Source organism: Kaarinaea lacus, from assembly GCF_975902315.1.
Genome location: NZ_CDLKIE010000259.1, coordinates 1 through 3,051 on the forward strand (window position 1 = coordinate 1; position 3,051 = coordinate 3,051).

Annotated in this window: 2 protein-coding genes; both read left to right on the forward strand. The window is 50.6% G+C overall.

The features are described 5' to 3' along the window. Positions 1-51 precede the first annotated feature (51 nt). Complete coding sequence (gene aceE / locus ACWVCM_RS08020) at positions 52-2,715, forward strand: pyruvate dehydrogenase (acetyl-transferring), homodimeric type (protein ID WP_455201211.1); 2,664 nt, start codon at positions 52-54, stop codon at positions 2,713-2,715. 19 nt (positions 2,716-2,734) lie between these two features. Then, the coding region (locus ACWVCM_RS08025) for a biotin/lipoyl-containing protein (RefSeq protein ID WP_455201212.1) at positions 2,735-3,051 on the forward strand (317 nt) is incomplete at its 3' end.

The following is a 3,051-nucleotide window of genomic DNA, read 5'->3' on the forward strand; positions in this document are numbered from 1 at the left end:
CACAGGCTTGATTTGTAGTCGTAGGCAAACGAATTCTAGAGGTTGGAAACAATGTCCCAGCAATCACTGTTACAAGATATCGACGCCTTAGAAACCCATGAGTGGGTCGAGGCCCTGGAAGCGGTTATCGAGAACGAAGGCGTCGAGCGTGCGCACTTTTTACTGGAACAACTCATCGATAAGGCGCGGCGCTTAGGTGCCAATTTACCGTTTTCTTCTAATACGGCATATGTGAACACCATTCCGCCACACCTGGAGGGCGCTATGCCAGGTGACCCGGCTATTGAAGATCGCATTCGCGCTTATATCCGCTGGAATGCCATGGCAATGGTTGTTAAAGCCAATCGCAAAAGCGCTGAGTTGGGCGGACATATCGCTACCTTTGCCTCAGCCGCTACTCTTTATGATGTAGGCTTTAATCATTTTTGGCACGCTCCCAGCCATGAACATGGCGGCGACCTGATTTACTTCCAGGGGCATGCCTCGCCCGGTACCTACGCGCGCGCCTATCTGGAAGGGCGATTGACCGAGGAGCAACTGGATAATTTCCGCCAGGAAGTGGATGGTAAAGGTTTATCATCTTATCCACACCCGCATTTAATGCCTGATTTCTGGCAGTTCCCCACGGTATCCATGGGCCTTGGGCCGATCATGTCTATTTACCAGGCGCGCTTTTTAAAGTATTTGCAGGACCGCGGCCTGTCCGACACTAAAAACCGAAAGGTCTGGTCGTTTGTCGGTGATGGTGAAACGGACGAACCAGAATCCCTGGGCGCGATTTCACTGGCCGGGCGCGAGAAATTAGACAACTTAATTTGGGTAGTGAATTGTAACTTGCAGCGCCTGGACGGCCCGGTGCGCGGTAATGGCAAAATCATTCAAGAGCTGGAAGCCGGTTTCCGCGGTGCAGGCTGGAATGTAATAAAAGTTATGTGGGGTAGCTACTGGGATCCATTGTTTGCCATGGACAAAGACGGCTTACTGCAACAGCGTATGATGGAAGCTGTCGATGGTGATTACCAGAACTACAAATCCAAAGATGGCGCTTATGTCCGGGAGCATTTTTTCGGCAAATACCCGGAGTTAAAAGCCATGGTGGCGAAAATGTCCGACGAAGACATTTGGCGTTTAAACCGTGGCGGTCATGATCCCCATAAAGTATATGCTGCCTATCAAGCGGCGGTACAGCACACCGGTCAACCCACAGTAATACTGGCTCAAACCGTAAAAGGTTACGGTATGGGTGCTGCTGGTGAAGGTCAAATGCGCACCCATTCGCAAAAGAAGCTGGCGGACGATGAAATGATTACGTTCCGCGACCGCTTTAATATTCCGCTGGATGACGAACAAGCCGCGGCAGGTCATTACTATAAACCGGCAGACGACAGTGAAGAAATGAAATACCTGCGCAACCGACGCGAAGCGTTAGGTGGCTACCTGCCTGTGCGTAAACATCTGGCCGCACCATTAGAAATTCCTGAGCTATCAATTTTCGAGCCATTATTAGGCGGCAGTGGCGAACGTGAGATGTCCACCACCATGGCATTTGTACGTATGTTAACAATTTTGTGCCGCGATAAAAGTATCGGTAAAAACGTGGTACCCATCGTGCCCGATGAGGCGCGCACCTTCGGTATGGAAGGTATGTTCCGCCAGTTAGGCATCTATTCTTCCGTGGGACAAATTTATACCCCGCAGGACAAAGATGAAATCATGTTCTACAAAGAAGACAAAACAGGACAAATCCTCGAAGAAGGTATTACAGAGGCGGGTTCTATGTCTTCGTGGATTGCAGCAGCCACTGCCTACAGCGCGCACGGTGTTAACATGGTGCCTTTCTATATTTATTACTCCATGTTTGGCTTCCAGCGCATTGGCGACCTGGCCTGGGCCGCCGGCGACATGCAGGCGCGTGGTTTTATGATCGGCGGTACCGCAGGGCGTACCACGCTGGCTGGAGAAGGTTTGCAGCATCAGGATGGTCACAGCTTGCTGATGTCCAGTACCATCCCCAATTGTGTTAGCTACGATCCCACCTTTAGTTACGAGATGGCAGTGATTATTCATGACGGTATGCAACGCATGTTCGCAAACCAGGAAGACGTGTTCTATTACATCACCGCCATGAATGAAAACTATGCGCATCCACCGATGCCAGAAGGCGCAGAAGAGGGTATTGTTAAAGGTTTGTATTTGTTCCGTCGCGGTGGCAAGAAAAAGAAAAGGGTACAGCTCATGGGTTCTGGCACCATTTTTCGTGAAGTGATTGCGGCCGCCGATTTGTTGAACGAAGACTGGGGTGTAGACGCCGATATCTGGAGCGCTACCAGCTTTACGGAACTCGCTCGTGACGCCCGTGATTGTGATCGTTGGAACCGCTTACATCCGAGCGATAAACCCAGGGTGCCTTATGTCGCTCAGTGCCTGGAAGGGCAACAAGGTCCCGTAATTGCAGCGACCGATTACGTACAATCCTACGCTGATCAGATTCGAAAATGGGTGCCACAACGCTTCGAAGTACTGGGTACCGATGGCTTCGGCCGCAGTGATACCCGCGCCCAACTACGCAAGCACTTTGAAGTTAATAGTTATCATGTTGTCGTTGCTGCACTTAAAGCCCTGGTGGATGAAGAGGTACTGCCCGCTAGCAAAGTAGCGGAAGCGATTACCAAATACGGCATTGATCCAGAAAAACCAAACCCGCTGCACGCATAAGCGGGGGAGATAACACATAATGGAAAAAGAAATTTTAGTACCCGATATCGGTGACTTTGAAAATGTTGAAGTCGTCGAGCTGTTAGTTAAATCGGGCGACGCTATCAACGTCGAAGACTCCTTAATATCGGTGGAATCTGATAAAGCCACTATGGAGATTCCTGCACCGGAAGCCGGGGTAGTGAAAGAACTCAAAGTGAATTTGGGCGACAAAGTTTCCCAGGGCAGTTTGATTTTATTGCTGGAACCCGCCAGCAATGATCCGGCGGCGGCGCCCGCTGAAGAAGCAGCGGCACCAGGTGCTGAAGAACCTGCAGTTAAAGCCGAAACAGAAAC